The organism is Sphingomonas phyllosphaerae, from assembly GCF_036946485.1.
Classification (GTDB): domain Bacteria; phylum Pseudomonadota; class Alphaproteobacteria; order Sphingomonadales; family Sphingomonadaceae; genus Sphingomonas; species Sphingomonas phyllosphaerae_E.
On sequence record NZ_JAQIJA010000001.1, the window covers coordinates 430,325 to 446,880 of the forward strand.

11 protein-coding genes are annotated in these 16,556 nt (G+C 66.4%); 9 read left to right on the forward strand and 2 right to left on the reverse strand.

The window, feature by feature from the left end:
- The first annotated feature begins 39 nt into the window (after positions 1–39).
- From PGN16_RS01900 to PGN16_RS01930, 7 genes are all read left to right on the forward strand, one after another.
- On the forward strand, positions 40–2,328 hold the full coding sequence (locus tag PGN16_RS01900; RefSeq protein ID WP_335307714.1) for a TonB-dependent siderophore receptor: 2,289 nt from the start codon (positions 40–42) through the stop codon (positions 2,326–2,328).
- Positions 2,328–4,136: an ABC transporter ATP-binding protein/permease gene (locus PGN16_RS01905; RefSeq protein WP_335307715.1), complete on the forward strand. Its 1,809-nt coding sequence runs from the start codon at positions 2,328–2,330 to the stop codon at positions 4,134–4,136. Before PGN16_RS01900 ends, PGN16_RS01905 begins: the two co-directional genes overlap by 1 nt.
- Position 4,137: 1 nt before the next feature.
- Positions 4,138–4,455, forward strand: a complete 318-nt coding sequence (locus tag PGN16_RS01910; protein ID WP_335307716.1) for a thioredoxin family protein — start codon at positions 4,138–4,140, stop codon at positions 4,453–4,455.
- A complete protein-coding gene (locus PGN16_RS01915) occupies positions 4,452–5,336 on the forward strand; it encodes a hypothetical protein (protein WP_335307718.1) in 885 nt (294 codons plus the stop codon). The genes PGN16_RS01910 and PGN16_RS01915 overlap by 4 nt, the downstream gene beginning before the upstream one ends.
- Before the next feature lie 20 nt (positions 5,337–5,356).
- Complete coding sequence (locus PGN16_RS01920) at positions 5,357–7,240, forward strand: Svx/AvrXca family virulence/avirulence protein (RefSeq protein WP_335307719.1); 1,884 nt, start codon at positions 5,357–5,359, stop codon at positions 7,238–7,240.
- Between the two features lie 100 nt (positions 7,241–7,340).
- Complete coding sequence (locus PGN16_RS01925; RefSeq protein WP_335307720.1) at positions 7,341–8,669, forward strand: TldD/PmbA family protein; 1,329 nt, start codon at positions 7,341–7,343, stop codon at positions 8,667–8,669.
- Positions 8,666–10,123, forward strand: a complete 1,458-nt coding sequence (locus PGN16_RS01930) for a metallopeptidase TldD-related protein (RefSeq protein ID WP_335307721.1) — start codon at positions 8,666–8,668, stop codon at positions 10,121–10,123. Before PGN16_RS01925 ends, PGN16_RS01930 begins: the two co-directional genes overlap by 4 nt.
- Before the next feature lie 278 nt (positions 10,124–10,401).
- Here the strand turns inward: PGN16_RS01930 and PGN16_RS01935 are convergent, their stop codons facing one another.
- The gene (locus PGN16_RS01935; protein ID WP_335307722.1) at positions 10,402–11,319 is read right to left on the reverse strand and encodes a LysR family transcriptional regulator; all 918 of its coding nucleotides are present in this window, start codon (positions 11,317–11,319) and stop codon (positions 10,402–10,404) included.
- A gap of 91 nt (positions 11,320–11,410) precedes the next feature.
- Here PGN16_RS01935 and PGN16_RS01940 point away from each other — a divergent pair, with 91 nt between their 5' ends.
- Complete coding sequence (locus PGN16_RS01940) at positions 11,411–12,445, forward strand: aldo/keto reductase (RefSeq protein WP_335307723.1); 1,035 nt, start codon at positions 11,411–11,413, stop codon at positions 12,443–12,445.
- Between the two features lie 13 nt (positions 12,446–12,458).
- Complete coding sequence (locus PGN16_RS01945; RefSeq protein WP_335307724.1) at positions 12,459–13,622, forward strand: MFS transporter; 1,164 nt, start codon at positions 12,459–12,461, stop codon at positions 13,620–13,622.
- Positions 13,623–13,768: 146 nt separating this feature from the next.
- On the opposite strand, the gene PGN16_RS01950 is transcribed toward PGN16_RS01945, so the two are convergent.
- Complete coding sequence (locus PGN16_RS01950; protein ID WP_335307725.1) at positions 13,769–16,459, reverse strand: TonB-dependent receptor; 2,691 nt, start codon at positions 16,457–16,459, stop codon at positions 13,769–13,771.
- Between the last annotated feature and the right edge of the window lie 97 nt (positions 16,460–16,556).

Below are 16,556 nucleotides of genomic sequence, written 5' to 3' on the forward strand. Positions count from 1 at the left end.
CATCAATCGATGGGGGATTTCTTGCTAACTTTCAAAGAATTGAACTATGCTGCCGCTATTGTGGCAACGGGCGCTGCCGCGTCGCTGGTGACACCGGCGACGGCGTTGGCGCAGCAGGCGCGGATCAATGTCCCGGCGATGCCGCTGGACCAGGCGCTGGACCGGATCGCGACGCTGACGGGCGCGCGGATCACCTACGATCCTGAACAGACCGAGGGGCTCCGCTCGAAGGCGGTCATCAACGCCGCTTCCGCCGCGGATGCGATCGCCGCAGCGGTTGCCGGGCGCGACTTGACCGTCGACGATCTCGGCGGAAACCGCTTCGAGATCGCCAAAGCGATTACGGTGACGGCGAAGCGTGACGAGGCCGAAACAGGCCTGCTCGTCCGCCAGACCTCGACGTCGAGCCGCACCGGCCAGGCGCTCCGGGAACAGCCGCGCAACGCGCAGATCATCTCCGCCAAACTGTTGCAGGACCAGCAGGCACGCACGCTTAACGAGAGCCTTGCCTCGGCCGTCGGCGTGGTTGTCAACGGCACCAATGTGCAGAGCGGCGCAAGCTATACGATGCGCGGCTATGCCTCCAGCCCGCTCGTCAACGGGCTCGTGGCCGGCTCGCAAACGGCGGTGGCCAATATCGAGCGGATCGAGGTGTTGAAAGGGCCGGACGCGGTACTGGCAGGTGCCGACAATCAGGGAGGCTTCATCAACGTCGTGCTGAAAAAGCCTAGCGCGGATCCGTTTCGATCGGTTCGTCTCGAAACCGGGTCCTTCGGCGAGATCCGTGGCACGCTGGACTTCAACACGGCGATTACTCACGACCATCATCTGAGCGCGCGTTTGATCGCCGTCGGCTCGGGAGAAGATCACAACCCAGGCGGGTATCGCGGCGACCGAGACCGCGTGCTGACGCCATCGCTCCGTTTCAAAAACGACAGCAGCGATTTTATCCTGACCGGCGGCATCACCGATTCCCGGACCGGGCTGGCATCCTATGTGCCCTTCAATGTCCTGACCGGAAGGCCGTATGAGCGTCCCATCGGCAAGCCGCTGTTCGATCGCGATCAGTATCTGCGACAGAAGAACAAGTTCGTGTTAGTTGATGTAACGCAGCGTATCGCCGACTGGGTCACGTTCGTCGCGCGTGGTCAGGTCAGCAACGGTAAGTTGTCCCTCCACAATTACACCCCGATGGCAGTGATCGACGCCTCGCGCGGTATCATCGCCGCTTTCAACGGCGAAAGCGGGCAGGAGTTCGATAATCTTGGCGCCGACACGTTCCTGCGCTTCCGCTTCAAGGCGCTTGGCATCGAACATACGCTGGCTACGGGCTATAACTACGGCAAGAGCGATGTGAAAGGTTTCGGCGCCCAAAATGAGGAGCAGGTGCTGTATGATCTCACGAAAGAGCCGGGCGGACTGACTCCGATCGCTCCGGCCGATTTTACAGCCTTTCAATACGGCAGCATCAATCAGGGTGTTTTCGCTCAGGATACGTTGACATATGGAAAGGCCCATCTGAACGCCGGCATCCGGCGCACTCATTACGACAGCATTTACCGGGACTCGCAAAGCGGTGCCACCCTGGAGACGAGGCGGGCCAATGCCGTCACCTACAATTTCGGGCTCGTCTACGACCTGTTTACGAACATCTCCTTGTGGGGAACCTATGTTTCCGGTTTTCACCCGACCTTCCTGATCGACTATCGAACCCGGCAGCAACTGCATCATCAGGAGAATTGGAGCAAGGAAGGCGGGGTCAAGATCGACCTGTTCGGCAAGCGGGCCTTGCTGACTGTTTCCTATTTTGACTCGCGACAAAGCATCCGCATCCTGACCGATACCGAGCATCACGAGCCCGGCATGGGATATCTGTTCGGGCTGGAGCGTCCGGGGCAGGTGGCGCACGGGATCGACGCCAGCATCGCCGGACGAATCACGCGGGGATGGGATCTGCAGGCGGGGTATACCGGCATCACCTACAAGCAATTGCTGGTGCCGGGCGAGTCGCAGGCCGGATTGTTCGGACAGCCCGCGCGCAAATTCTCGGTCTACACCGCCTATCGTCGTCCGGTCGGGCAACGGACGGAGGCTGGCCTGGGGCTCGGCGTCTACGGACAGGACGGCGTCAAATTGTTCAGGCAGCGCAGCGCCCCGTCCAGCCTTGAGGTCAATACGAACGCGTTCCTGACGCGCGGGCCGCTCGACCTGAATGTCGGCGTGCGCAACCTGTTCAACCGCCGCAATTTCGAAGCGACGACGATCGACACCTATCTGCCGCTCAAGGTGCCGCGGACGTGGCGCCTTTCGCTCGGGTATCGCTTCTGATGACCGCGATCGTCGCAGATGCCGGCGGTGTTCGCGACGGGGAGCCGCGCCTGACCGCGCGGCTCGGCCGCCGGCGGACGTTCGCGCGCGCCGTCCGCCATGTCGGACGCCTGTTCACCAGCTTCTGGCTTTCGCGGCATTGGAAGTTCGCCTGGGCGGGGCTGATCGGGTTGATCGCGATCGACATGACCGCGGTCTACACCTTCGTCTGGTATAATGACTGGCAGAAAAGCCTGTTCGACAGCATCCAGGCGCGCGCCGCCGGTCAGTTTACGACGCTGGTCGCCAGTTTCGTCGGGCTGCTGTCGTTTCAGGTCGGCCTGACGCTCGCACGGCAGGCGCTCGGCATGGCCCTGCACCTGAAATGGCGCCTTCATCTGACCAGCCGCTATCTCGATCGCTGGCTGGCGGATGATCGCCACGTCGAGATCGAGCGGCGACAGTTGATCGACAACCCGGACCAGCGGATCGCGGAGGACATCCAGCGGCTGACCGGCACCAGCAACACTCGCGATCCGTCGCTGCTCGACCTGCTGCTCGGGCTGTTTTCGACCACCGTGTCCGCCGTCTCGTTCAGTCTGGTGCTGCTCAAAACGGCGGAACCCATCCGGTTCGCGTTGTTCGGCCACCACGTGGCACTGCCGGGCGATCTGGTCTGGTACGGGATCGGCTATGTAACGCTCAGTTCGCTGTTCATGGTCTGGATCGGACGGTGGTTCATCCGCGCCTCGTTCGGACAGCAACGGCGCGAGGGCGATTTCCGTACTGCCTTGCAGCATGTCCGTCGAAACGCCGGGCAGATCGGGCTGGCCGATGGCAACGGGGTGGAGCGGCAGCGACTGGCGCGCCTGCTCGACGCGATCCGTGTCAATTATCGCAGATTGATCCTCGGCTTTCTCGGCATCCAGCTGGGCCAGCATGTCCATGACCGGATGGGCTCGATCCTGCCGCTGTTCGTGGCGGTGCCTCGCTATTTCTCGGGTCGGATCAGCTTCGGCGACATCATGGCGACGCAGAACGCCTTCGGCCAACTGACCTCGTCGCTCTCCTATTTCGTTCAGGCTTACGGACAGATCGGCAGCCAGATCGCCAATCTGGAGCGGTTGCGCACGCTGGACGAGGCGTTGGACGCCCGGTGGTCGGGCGACATCTGCTATACGCTCGCGCCGCTGGGCGGGACGGCGTTGAAGGTCGAGGACCTGAACATCGACCGCCTCGACGGCACGCCGCTGGTGCGGATTGGCGGCTGGCGCGTCGCGCGCGGCGAGCGCTGGGCGATCCGCGGCGCATCCGGCGTGGGCAAGAGCACGCTGGTGCAGGCGCTCGCCGGGCTATGGTCCGACGGCAGCGGGACGATCCATGTGGACGGCGAATTGCGCCGGATGTTCGTGCCGCAGCGCCTCTACCTGCCGCTCGGCACGTTGCGCGACGCCTTGTGCTTCCCGCGCAGCGTGCATCGCGACGAAGACGAAGCGCTGATCGCGGTCCTGGAGCGCGCCGGGCTGAGTGGACATGCCGCCGCGCTCGATCAAGCGCAGCCCTGGCAGGAAACGCTGTCGCCGGGTGAGCAACAGCGGCTGGCGCTGGCGCGCATCCTGTTGCAGCGCCCGGACCTGCTGGTACTCGATGAGCCGACCAGCGCGCTCGACCCGGCCAGTGCCGATGCCTTTTTCGCGCGGCTTCGCCGGGAGTTGCCCGACGCCACGATCCTGCACGTCGTCCACGACGAGCGTTCGGACGATTTCCATCACGCCACATTGCGGCTTGGTGAAGACGGCGTCGCCTCCATCGAACGGCAGGAGGGCTGAGATGGGCTCTTCCTCCCATGAAGACGATCTCGAAGCGCAGATCGATGCGAGCGAACGCCCGCTGCTGCTCGAATTCACCGCACCATGGTGTGGGGCTTGCCGGGCGATGAAGCCCGTGTTGCGCGACATCGCCGAAGACGCCGGCGAGGGCACGTCCGTCATCGAGGTGGACGTGGAACAGCAGGAGGCGATCGCCCTGCGCTTCGGCGTGACGACCCTGCCGACCTATCTGCTCGTCGTGGACGGCGAGGAGAAGGCGCGGCTCAGTGGGGTGCAAACACGCGCACGCCTGTCGCGACTGCTCGGGATGCGGCCATGAGCGCGTTTCATGGTGACCCCGCTATCCAGGCGGCGCTTCTCACCCGGATCGATCAGGCATTGGCGACGAATGCGCTGTCGTTTGGCGTGACCCGCTGGGACGCTGCCACGGTGCAAGGGTCTGCGCTCGGTATCTCGGTCGAAGGCACGAATGCCGAACATTATGCGGAACGGTTCGGCTATCCGCTTGCGCTGGCGTCCTTGCTCGACCCGCTGGCAGAGCGCATGGCGGGAGAGCCGATAGCGGCCGGGGCGTTCATCCGCCGCTGGGTCGCCGATGTCGCGCCCGGCGCCCCGCTTGGCCGGGCGGCGGCCCGGTTGTTGCTGTGGATGCTCGAAACCCCCGACGTCGGGATGGACGACGATCCGCTCGGCCGGACATCGATCGCGTTGCATCGGCAGTGGCTCACCGACGATCCGCCATCCCCCAAGGACTGGTTCGCACTGCGCGAACAGATCCTGGATGCGGAGGTGCCTTTGCACGACTTCCGTCGCAAGGCGCGACTCGCATTGTGTGAGGCGGCAAGCTGGCCCGTGGATCAGGGTGGGTCGGTGCTGGTCGAAGCCATGCGCTACTGGCTCGATTTCGCCGCGCTTGAACCCGATGCCGACTGGTCGGACGAGGATGAACGCCAGAAGGAGGCGACGCTGGCGCAGCTCTGGAATGAACAGAGCGACGCACGCGCTGCCGGGCAACCAGTGTCCTACCCGGACCTGTTCGCCGCCGTCGCTCCCGATCTGGAGACGCGCTTTCGCGCGCATCTGACCCGCACCACCGCCCGCTTGCCGCGCCGCGCCGCTCTGCTCGGCGAGCAATGTCTCACGCTGCTTGGCGCGGCTCACGCCGCGTCCCCAGCTCCGACCGGACTGGACCTACGATGATCGCTTCCATGGAGTGTAAAATGCGTCACATGACAATCCTGCTGGCCGGCGCTGCGCTGGCCCTGAGCGGGTGTGGTGGGGGGGAGGGCAGTCAGGCGCAGGCCTCGACGTCTGCGGCCCCGACGCCAGCGGCAAGCACCAACGGTACGGCCTGCGTCGCCGGCACGTGGAAGACCCCGGCGACCACGCTGCATCCGAACATCCGCTACGAGAGCGACCATTTCGCCTTCCGCTGGGTCGGCGACCCGACCACCGTTGACAAGGCCAAGCAGGCGGCGAGCTTCCTGGAGGGGGTCTACGCCTTCTACGCCTCGACCGGCTTGCCCGAGCCGTTCTGCGCCAGCCCCGACAAGGCCAAGATCAATGTCGTGATTTCGACCGACGCTGTCGTCGAAACTGGCGGCGGCGACGATCAGGGGCTGCCACTGATCCGGTTCAACGCACCGACGCTGGATGAGAAGCAGGTGATGGCGCACGAATTGACGCACGTCTTCCAGCAATTCTCCGGTCATATGGCGGCGACGCCCTACACCTACTGGTTCTGGGAGAGCCACGCCAACTGGATGTCGAGCCAGGTCCCCGAACTGCGCGGCGACGTCAATTGCGGCGATCAGCTTACCCAGACCGCCCACCTGTCTCTGGGCTCCGCGCGAACCCGATACTGCACCTGGCAGATCTGGGAGTATCTGAAGGATCGCTACGGTTATGCCGCGGTGCAGGATATCTGGCGAAAGGCGCCGAAGATCGGCGAGGCGGGTCAGGCCACCGCCGATCCGTTCAGCGTGCTGATGTCCAATTTGGGCTGGTCGGTGTCGCAGCTGAACGACGAGATCGGCAACTGGGCCCTGCACAATGTCACCTGGGACTATACCAATCCCGACGGCAGCGATCAGGGGGCGGTGTATCGCGCGAACTTCGGTCCCTACACGAGCCAGTTCGGCAACGGCCCGCGCCGTATCGTCGAGATGCTGCCGATCGATCTCCCCAATCGCCGCTTCGCGGTCCCGGCAGCCTGGGCGCCGCAGCGCTTCGGCTATAACGTCATCCGCCTTGCGCCGGACGAAGGGGCGACGAGCGTCACCGTCGCGTTCCGTAGCGTGACGCAGACCGCGCCCGCGACGACGCGCTTCCCCGGCCTGCCGAACGAGCCCGCGACCATCCCCGCGCCGGCATCGGGCTGGCGCTGGTCGATCGTGGTGGTCGATCGCAATGGCAAGCCGCGCTACGGCGCGCTGCAACGCGGCGGCGACGAGCAGCTGACCGTCGCGCTGCAGCCCGGTGACCAGGGCGTCTATGTGGTCGTGGCCGGCACGCCGACCGAATATCAGAAGATCGTGTTCAACCAGCCGTATTACTCGATCTATCGCTACCCCTATATGATCCAGCTGACCGGAGCGCTGCCCTGGGGCTTCCAGCCGGGCGCGCCGACGCCAACCTATAAGGGCCATGCGCATCCGAACGGCGGCGGCTGGGTCGCAGACGGGGCAGAGGTGGACGCGAGCGCCTATGTCGGGCCCTATGCCAAGGTCATCGGCGGCAAGGTTCAGGGCAATGCGCGGCTGGAGGACAACGCCATATTGCTGAGCGGCACCGTGTCCGGCAACGCGGTGCTGGCGGGGCTCGCCACGGTCGATGGCGGCACCTTCAGCGACAGTGCAAGGGCCGACACCTGGTATGGCGTGATCGGCGGCTTCGGTCCCGTGACACTGTCGGGTACCGCCCAGCTTCGCGGCGACTTCACTCAAAGCGACGCGGGCTATTCAGGCAATCTCGCTTTCACCGCCAGCAAGGGGGTGTTCTTCGGCCCCAATCGGCCGGGCGATGCCAGCGCCGCGAACAAAGGTGCGAACCTAACCGAGGCTCCCGCCGAGGTGACGGCGACGCCTAACTACGTTTGGCGTTGACGTTGATGCTGTCCGACGGTGCCGGTCGCTCCAGCGACCGGCACCGGCATTACTACGGTGAACCGCCATCGCGGCCTGATATGCCGAGCGGGATCGAACGATGACTTATCTGACACAGGACGAGGCGCTGCTGCGCGCCGCGGCGGAGCGAGCCGTGACCCGCGGCCGCGCGCTGGGGGCGGAGGTGAGCGCGATCGCCAAAGCCCGTGGCGGGGCGGAGATCGTGGTGCGCGACGGCGAAACGGATATCGCGGTGCGCGACGGGCATGTCTCGCTCGCCGTGACGCTGTTCCGCGACGGGCGACGCGGATCGGCGACGACGACCAGCCTCGACGCAGCGGCCGTGGCCCGCGCGGTGGAGGAAGCCGCGGCGATCGCGGGCGCGGTCGAGCCCGATGCCGATGCCGGCCTCGCCGATCCTGCCTGGCTCGCCTTTGACGGCGAGAAGCCGATGCTGTTCGAGAGCGATGCCGCAGGCCCTGCGGGTCTGGTCGAGGCCGCCTTCGCGATCGAGGCGGCGGCGAAGGGGGCGGGGCGGCGTGTCACCGGCGCGGGTGCGGCGACCAGCGATGGATTGCGGGTGCTGGCCACCTCTGCCGGCTTCTGCCGCGCCAGCCAGTTTTCGCTGCACCAGCGCTGGTGCGCGGTGCTGGCGGAGGACGGGGCGGGCTTCGTTCAGGACGGCTACGACGTCACCGACCGCCGCGTCGGCGCGCTGCCGACGCCGGAGGCGATTGCTAGGATCGCGGTCGAGCGCGCGCTGGCGGCGCGGGGCGGGCAGCGGGTGGCGAGCGCGCGGGTGCCGGTGATGTTCGAGCCGCGGGTCGCGGCGATGCTCGCCCTCGAGCTCGTCGGCGCGCTGAGCGGCGGACGACAGGCGAGCGGGCAGACCTTCCTGCCCGATCCGCTCGGCCGGCCGGTCGCGGCGGCGCATCTTGAACTGAGCGAGGACCCGTTCGAGCCATGGGGCCTCGCCAGCAGTCCGTTCGATGACGAGGGTGTTGCCGGCATGCGCCGCGCGATCCTGTCGGCGGGCGAGGCGCAGGGGCTGTTCCTCGACGCGCGATCGGCGCGGAAGTTGGGCATGGCGTCCACCGGCAATGCCAATGGCTGCTACAATCTGCGGCTGACCGGCGCGGACGGCGGCGAACGGTCGGCGATGCTGCGCCGGCTGGGCACGGGGCTGGTCGTGTCAGAGCTGCTCGGCGGCGCGACCGATCCGGTGCGCGGCGGCTGGACGCGCGCGGTGGCCGGCTTCTGGGTGAGCGGCGGCGCGGTCGCGCATCCGGTGCGCGACATCACGCTGGCGGGTGAATTCCCGGCGATGCTGCGCGACATCGTCGCGGTCGGATCGGATGTGGAGCGGTTCGGCGCGGTGCGGACGGGATCGATCCTGATCGACGCGATGCAGATGGGGGGCGCGGCATGAACGGCGGCGCGGGCGCGATGGCGGTGGCAGAGCGCGAGATCCTCGCGGCCGCCGGGCTGAATGCGACCGTGATCGGACAGGCGCTGGGGCTGCTGGCGGCGGATACCGATCTGGCCGACCTCTATTTCCAGTCGCGGCGCGAGCGGAGCTGGCGGCTGGAGGACGGCAAGGTCTCGGCCGGCGGCTTCGCCATGTCGAGCGGGGTCGGCGCGCGGGCGGCGCGGGAGGGGCGGGTCGCCTTCGCCCATTCGGCCGATCTGCGACCCCACGCACTGATCGAGACGGCGCAGGCGGTGCGATCGATGCGCCGCCATGGCGATGCGGCGCGGACGCCCGCGGGCATCGCGCTGGACGCGCCCCGACCGGAGCATCGCCTCTACGGCCTCGACCCCGCGATCGGCGGGGAGAATGCGGCCGCGTGGATCGCGGTGCTGCGCCGGGTCGATACGCTGGCGCGGGAGAGCCATTGCGGCGTGATCCGGGTCGAGGCCGGGCTTCGTGCGGTCGACGACGTGATCCTGATCGCGGAAGCCGACCGGGGGCTGGCCGCCGATGTGCGTCCGCTGCTGCGCCTCTCGATCCGGGTGGTGGTGGAGCGGCTGGGCCGGCGGGCGGTGGGCGCGGCCGGCATTGGGGGGCGTCACGGTCTGAGCGGCCTGACGGACGCGGTGATAGCGGCGGCGGTCGCCCGCGCGGTCGGCATCGCGACGACGGGGTTGGACGCGCTCCCGGCGCCGGTCGGGACGATGCCGGTGGTGCTCGCGCCGGGCTATCCGGGCGTGCTGTTCCACGAAGCCGTCGGCCACGGGCTGGAGGGAGATTTCCACCGCAAGCGCCTCTCCGCCTTCGCCGGACGGATCGGCGAGCGGATCGCGCCGCCCGGCGTCACCGTGATCGACGATGGCAGCCTGCCGGGCCGGCTCGGCTCGGTCGGGATCGATGACGAGGGCACGCCGGGGGAACGCACCGTGCTGGTCGAGGACGGCATGCTCGCCGGAGTGATGCAGGATCGGTTGAACGCCGGGCTGATGAACGCCAGGTCGACGGGCAATGCGCGGCGGCAATCCTATGCGCAGCTGCCGCTGCCGCGCATGACCAATACCTTCCTCGCGGCCGGTACCGACGACCCGGCGGACATCCTCGCATCTGTCGATCGCGGCATCTACGCGGTCGAGATGGGTGGCGGGCAGGTCGATATCGTCACGGGCCGGTTCAACTTCACCACAACAGAGGCGTGGCTGATCGAGAAAGGCCGGCTGGTCCACCCGGTCGAGGGCGCGACGCTGATCGGCGTCGGGCACGAGGCGCTGCGCGGCATCACGATGGTGGGGAATGATCTGGCGCTTGATCCGGGCGTGGCGCTGTGCGGCAAGCATGGACAGCAACTCGACGTCAGCGTCGGCCAGCCGACGCTGCGCATCGACGGCATGATGGTCGGTGGCCGCGCCGCATGACCAGGCTCGATGAAGGCTTGGCGCACCATCGTGAACCATCGCAATTGCACGTCGCACAAAGGCGGAGGCTGCAAGACCTTGTTGATCGCAATTCCGGGGGGGCTATGCTTTCGCCTGTAGGCATCACATGAGAGCGATGCCTGATCTATCGATATCGGCGATCGATCCGCACTCTCGGCTTCGATGATCAACCTGATGTCCCTCCCACCGGGGTGGCAGCCGGTTTGTCATGCCATTGTCGGCCATACGCGTTTCTGGCATCAGCCGTGTCGCGCCCGTTATTCGGACCGGCTGGCTAAGCTCTCGACGAGGTAATCGACGAACACCCGCACCCGTGCGGGGGTTGTGGAGCCGCCGACGAAGACGGCATGGATCAACTCAACATCGCCCGGATTATAGTCTTCCAGCAACGATACCAATCGACCTTCGGCGATGTCGGCCGCCACGCTGAAGCGACCCACGCGCGTGATGCCGACACCGGCTACCGCCAATTGACCCAGCGTCTCGCCATTATTGGCGACGATGCCGCCCTCGATGCAAAGTGCGAAATCCCGGCCGTCGCGACGGAACGGCCAGATCGGCTCGGCACGGCGAAAGTTGAAGTTGAGGCAGTTATGCGCGTGCAGATCCTCGGGGACTCCCGGCACCCCCGCTCGCGCAAGATAATCGGGTGAGGCGACGATCACACGACGCGACTCGCCCAGCTTGCGCGCGGTCAGCCCGCTGTCGGCAAGCGGGCCGAAGCGGATCGCGACATCCGCCTGCCCGCCAGCGACGTCGACCAGCGTGTCGGTCAGCGCAATATCGATCAGAATGTGCGGATAGGCGCGCGCGAAGTCGCCGAGCAGCGGCACGATGCACAATCGGCCATGGGCCAGCGCCGCGCTGATCCGCAACCGCCCGCGCGGTGCGCCCTGGTCGGCGATCTGCTGCTCGGCATCGTCGAGATCGGCGAGGATGCGCCGCGCGGCCAGGAGGTAGGCCTGTCCCTCGGCGGTCAGCGTCAGCGCGCGGGTGGAACGCAACAATAGTCGCACGCCGAGCCGCGCCTCGATCCGATCGATCGCGCGTGCCACCGCCGAGGGCGTCAGCCCAAGCGTGCGGCCGGTAGCGGAGAAGCTCCCTTCCTCGACCACGCTTGCGAACAGGGCGAGCGACCGGGCACGATCACCATTGCTGGTTATCTTTGCGTCCAAAGCATAGATCCTTTGCACGGTCGGACGGTTCCGCCGCGGTCCCTCACCGGCCATCTATGCGCCTGACGATGACATTCGCAAAGGAGGTGTCATGGAATACCGGCAATTGGGATCGACCGGCCTGCGCGTTCCAGCGCTGTCGTTCGGGGCGGGTACGTTCGGCGGCAAGGGGCCGCTGTTCAGCGCCTGGGGCACAAGCGACGCTACGGAGGCGCGGCGGCTGGTCGATATCTGCCTCGACGCGGGTGTGACGCTGTTCGACACCGCCGATGTTTATTCGGACGGCGCATCGGAGCAGGTGCTGGGCGAGGCGATCAAAGGGCGGCGCGACGCCGTTCTGATCTCGACCAAGACCGGACTGCCGATGGGCGACGGCCCGCAGGATTGGGGCACATCGCGCGCACGGCTGATCGGCGCAGTCGACGCGGCCTTGCAGCGCCTCGGCACCGATCATATCGATCTGCTCCAGCTTCACGCCTTCGACGCCTCTACTCCGACGGAGGAGGTGATGGGCACGCTCGACCGTCTGATCGCGGCGGGCAAGGTTCGCTATGCCGGCGTCTCCAACTATCCCAGCTGGCAGATCATGAAGGCACAAGGCTTGGCTGACCGCCACGGCTGGCCGCGCCTCGTCGCGCATCAGGTCTATTACTCGCTGATCGGCCGTGCGTACGAATGGGATTTGATGCCGCTGGCGGCGGATCAGGGGGTCGGTGCACTGGTCTGGAGCCCGCTCGGCTGGGGGCGGCTGACCGGCAAGATCGGGCGCGGACGGCCGATCCCGGCGGGCAGCCGGTTGCACGAAACCGCGCAGTTCGCGCCGCCGGTCGAGGACGAGCATCTCTACCGCGTCGTCGATGCGCTCGAAGCGGTCGCGGCCGAAACCGGCAAAACCGTGCCCCAGGTCGCGATCAACTGGCTGTTGCAGCGGCCGACCGTGGCTTCGGTCATCATCGGCGCCCGCGATGAGGCACAATTGCGCGACAATCTGGGCGCGGTCGGCTGGACGCTGACGCCCAAGCAGGTGACCGCGCTCGACGCGGCGAGCGACGTGCTGCCGCCCTATCCGCACACGCCCTATCGGCAGCAGGAGGGTTTCGCCCGCCTAGCGCCGCCGATGGTTTGAGGGAGACACGATCGTGAAGTTCAACCTTGGATTGCTCGCGCTGGCGGTCGGAGCCTTCGGCATCGGCGTGACCGAGTTCGCGCCGATGGGCATGTTGCCGGTGATCGCGAGCGATCTGCATGTGTCGATCCCTGCCGCCGGGCTGTTGGTCAGCGCCTATGCGATGGGCGTGCTGATCGGCGCGCCGCTGATGACGCTGACCACCGGGCGGATCGACCGGCGGACATTGCTGATCGCGTTGATGGGCATATTCACGTTGGGCAATGCATTGTCCGCGCTGGCGGGCGGATACTGGATGCTGATGGCGGCACGGGTCGTCACCTCGTTCAACCATGGCGCGTTCTTCGGGGTCGGGTCGGTAGTGGCCGCCAGCCTCGTACCGCCGGACAAGCGCGCGGCCGCGGTGGCGGCGATGTTCACCGGGCTGACCGTCGCGACCATCGGCGGCGTGCCGGCGGCGACCTGGGTCAGCGAGGCGATTGGCTGGCGCACCGCCTTTGCCGGGATCGCGGGCGTGGGCGCGATCGCAATGCTGTCGCTGCGCCTCGCGCTGCCAGCGCTCCCCGCTGCCGAGGGCGGCGACATGCGCGCCGAGCTGCGCGTGCTGACGCGCGGGCCGGTGGTGATGGCGCTGGCCCTGACCACGATCGGCTTTGGCGGCGTCTTCACCGTCTTCACCTATATCGTGCCGATCCTGCGCGATGTGACGCATGGCTCGACCGGCTATGTCACCGCGATGCTGATGCTGTTCGGCGTCGGCGCGACGATCGGCAATGCGCTGGGCGGCAAGCTGGCCGATCGTTCGGTCGACCGGGCGCTGAAGTCCATGCTTGCGATCATGGCGCTGACGCTGCTCGCCTTCACCGTGCTGATGCAATGGCCGGTGACCGCCGCGATCGCCATCCTCATCTGGGGCATTGCCAGCTTCGCGATCGTGCCGCCCTTGCAAATGCGGGTGATGGACGCAGCCTCCGACGCGCCGAACCTGGCCTCGGCGATGAACATCGGTGCGTTCAACCTCGGCAATGCCATCGGCGCGGCGCTGGGTGGCGGCGTGATCGGGGCTGGGCTGGGCCTGCCTGTCGTCGCGGTGGCGGGCGCCGCGATGGCGGCTGTGGCGTTGGTAATGCTGATCGCAAGTCGGCGTCAGCCGCGCGCGACGGCCTGTCCGGTCTGACGGGCGGCAACGTCAGCCTCGAGCCGCAGCCGCTTTCGCATCCGGGTCAACGGCACGACCACGCCATCAATGTGCGTATCGGCGCGTTCGCGTGGCACCAAGCTCGTGCAGCGAACCTACACTAATCAAGCTAACATGCTGAGCCTCTAGAACGTGGCTCGAACACCGAGCGCGTAGCGTGGGCCGTAGGTTTCGTAGGTGATGACCCGTTCGGAAAAGACGGAGTAGTTGAAAGTCTTTTCGTTGAAGATGTTCAGCCCCTGCGCAAACAGCGTGACATTGGGCGTCAGCGCGAAATTAATGCTCGCATCCGCGATGCCGTAGGCCGCGACATTGACCGGCTGTCCGCGATTGCCGCGCTCGGTCAGCTCGTACGAGCCGCGGTAATTGTAGGCGAGGCGCATCTGCAGCGGCCCCTTTTCGTAGAAGCCGACCACGTTGTACGTGTTGCCCTCTTCACCGACAAGGCTGACGTTGCCCTGTACGCCCAGCCCGTCGAACGGCGCGGGCAGGCCGCTGAACGTGTATTGGCCGGAGAATTCCACGCCCCGGATGCGGTCGTTGCCGACGTTTTCCGGACGGGTACGCCGGAAATCCAAGCCGAGGATCTGGATATTGGTGGTGACTGACTCCGTCAGGTTCCGCAGGTCTTTCTGAAATCCGGCCACACTAAGATAGCTGGCCCGATCGATGTACCAGGTCAGCGCGACGTCGTAGTTCCAGCCGATCAGCGGCAATAGCCCCGGATTGCCGTCGGTGATGGCGCGCTCGCGCGGACGCGGGTTGATGTTGCGGATGAGCAGCAGGTCGCTGAGCGTCGGGCGCGTCAGCGTGCGCGCCACCGCCGCCTGGAAGATGACGTCCTGAACGACGTCGATCTTGGCATTCGCGCTGGGCAGAAACTGGCCGTAATTGCCCTTCTCCTCCAGCGGCTGCGCCGGCGAGAGGTTGACCACCGGATCGAGCCCCGGGCCCGGCTGGTCGATGCTGAGGATCTCCTGCCCGAAGCCGGTCGAGGTGACGTTGGTTCTGGTCCAGCGCAGGCCGACATTGCCCGACCAGTTGCGCGAACCCAGCTCGCCGCCGAACGACCCCTGGACGAAGGCGCTGATCGTCTTTTCGCGCGCGGTGCCGCTGTTGCTGGGCACCAGCACGACGTCGAGCGTGCCGCCGTTCGCCGCCAGCGCGGCGCGGGTCGCCGTGGGATCGCGCGTCTGGTTGATGGCGGCATCGGTCAACAGATAGGCCGCGACGTCGCCCGCGGCATAGGCGGGGAAGCCATCGGGGAACATGTCGAGGCCGAGGAAGTCACGCGCATCGGCCGATTTGCCGAACAGATTTTGCGGTACGCGGACGCCGCCGAAGACGCTTTGCAGCGCATCGGGCGTCTTGGTCGACTCGCGCCCCTTCGTTCGGTCCGAATAGTTCAGGCCCGCGCTGATCCCGCGCAGCAGGCCGCCCGCGCTTTCATACTTTGCCTGAGTGTTGACCTGGAAGATCTCATCATCGACGCTCACCCCCTCATAGGTGATGTAGCCCAGACGCGCGTTCGACGTGTCGGTGAAATCGCCGAGATTGCTGTAGACCGGCAGCCCCTTCGAGCTGAGGCTGAACTGCGTCGTCGCGGGCGAGTAATTGACACCGGACAGGTTAGACTCAAACCACGCCTGATTGCCGCCGGTGTCGTCGGAGGCGCGTGACCACGACACGTCGACGAACCCCGAAAATCCGTTGCCGGGCTTCCATTCCAGATTGCCGCCGATCTGGTACGTCTGCGCGAGCCGCGGACGGATCTGGTTGGTGATGAACGGGCCGGACGCAATTCCGGTGTAGCTGGTGACGGTGTTGTTTGCGTCGACCGTCGCGGCGGTGATGTCGCCGGGACCGCCGTAGACGAAGAACACCTTGTTGTCGTCGTTGACGTCAAGTTTCGAATAGAGCCCGTCGACGGTCAGCAGCAACGTGCTGGACGGGCGCCACTGGAGCGTGCCGATCCCGGAGAACCGCTTTCGCGACGTGCTGTTGACGCCATATTCGACATAGGTCGGCAGTGAGACGCCGGTGAATTCGTTACGGCCATCCTTGTTGAGATCGAGGCTCTGGTTCGCCTCCCACCCGTCCGTGAAGATGCGCTGCCCCGCGATCTTGCGATCGAGATAGGAGAAGGCGGCCAGCACGCCGAACGTGTCGTCGGCGAACGTCGTGCTGAACAGCCCCGACGCCTGCGGCGAAACCTGGCCGCGTAGCTTGTCGTAATTGCCCTGCACGGACAGCACCGCGCGCGTCTTGCCGAAGTCGAAGGGCCGTGCGGTGTACATATCGACGGTGGAGGCGATGCCGCCCTCGAACTGCGCCGCGGTCGGGGTCTTCGACACGTCGACGCGGTTGATCAACTCCGCGGGCAGGATGTCGAAGGAGAATTCGCGTCCCTGGTTCTCGGTCGCCAGCACGCGGCCGTTGTACAGCGCGGTGCTGAACGCCGGACCCAGACCGCGGACGGTGATGAACTGACCCTCGCCATTGTCGCGCGAGATGGTGACGCCGGGAATGCGCTGGATCGCCTCGGCGATGTTCTGGTCGGGCAGCTTTCCAATGTCATCGGCGACGATCGAGTCGACGATGTTCGGGGCGGCGCGCTTGATGTCGGTCGCGCGGCGCAGGCTTTCGCGCAGGCCCGTGACGACGATGTCCTCGGCACCCGCGTCGGTCGACGGTGTTGCGGGCTCGGTCTGGTCCGCCGCGGCTGGTTGATCCTTGATCCGGGCGTCTTCCGGGCCGGCGCGACGCTCCTGCGCCATTGCGCCGCTTGCACCAACCGCGACGAAGATCGTCGCCAACGCCGTCATGCACGCGCGTGACCAAGCCTTTGCCATCCTGCCCTCTCCCATATGTGTCCGGCCCATCTTAAGTGAGCGTCAGACATAATTATGATGT